This is a genomic window from Vibrio sp. 1401 (assembly GCF_033340295.1).
The window spans coordinates 1-927 of the sequence record NZ_JAWOWF010000186.1 but is presented as its reverse complement, the minus strand read 5'-3'; the positions used below and the strand labels follow the sequence as shown (position 1 = coordinate 927).

Sequence of the window (927 nt, the reverse complement as noted above, 5' to 3'; positions counted from 1 at the left end):
AATAGGAACGATGATGAAACAGATTTCAACGAAGTCGATAAAGAAGCCCAGAATCAAAATCACAATCATCGTAATGATCAAGAAGCCCCACTTCTCACCCGGGATCTGCAACATCCATTCTTCGACCAAATAGTCACCGCCTGTATACGTAAACGCCATCGAGAACGCCGTCGCACCCAGCAAAATCGCGAACACCATCGCGGTCACTTTAACCGTCTCTTTCGACGCATCGTAGACCATTGACCAACTCAATTGCTTGTACAGTACGGCGAGAACAATCGCCCCAGCCCCGCCCAGTGCTGCCGATTCCGTTGGCGTTGCAACACCGGCGAAGATGGATCCCAACACAACAATGATCAACGCCAATGGTGGTAATACAGCTTTCAGAGCCTTAATCACTTCTTCCCTACGGCTGAGTGACTCATCACGTTCAATCGGCTGCGCTGCTTCAGGGTTAAGCTTGGCGTAAATAAGGATGTAAACAACGTATGTACCCACTAGCGCGATACCCGGCCACACGGCCGCTTGGAACAAATCTCCCACTGGCACGCCAAGCACATCGCCGAGCAAAATGAGTACGATGGAAGGTGGAATAATTTGCCCCAACGTACCTGAAGCACAAATGGTTCCGCACGCGAGGCCTTTGTCATAGTTGTATTTGAGCATCACAGGCAGAGAGATCAACCCCATGGCCACCACAGATGCTCCCACTACGCCAGTCGATGCCGCAAGTAGAGCGCCCACCAGCACCGTCGAAATTGCGATGCCGCCACGGACGCCACCAAACAGACGCCCCATCGATTCCAGCAGCTGCTCTGCTAGCTTCGTTTTTTGCAGCACGAGCCCCATGAAAACAAACAGCGGTACAGCCATCAGCACCGTGTTTTCCATGATGGATTGAATTCGATATGGCATGAAGGCAAACAT

The 927-nt window shown here is 51.6% G+C and carries 1 protein-coding gene; it reads right to left on the bottom strand.

Features of this window, described 5'->3' with window-relative positions; all coding sequences use genetic code 11:
- A partial coding sequence (locus tag R7Z77_RS24440) for a TRAP transporter large permease subunit (RefSeq protein WP_318136939.1) occupies positions 1-927 on the bottom strand: 927 nt, incomplete at both ends.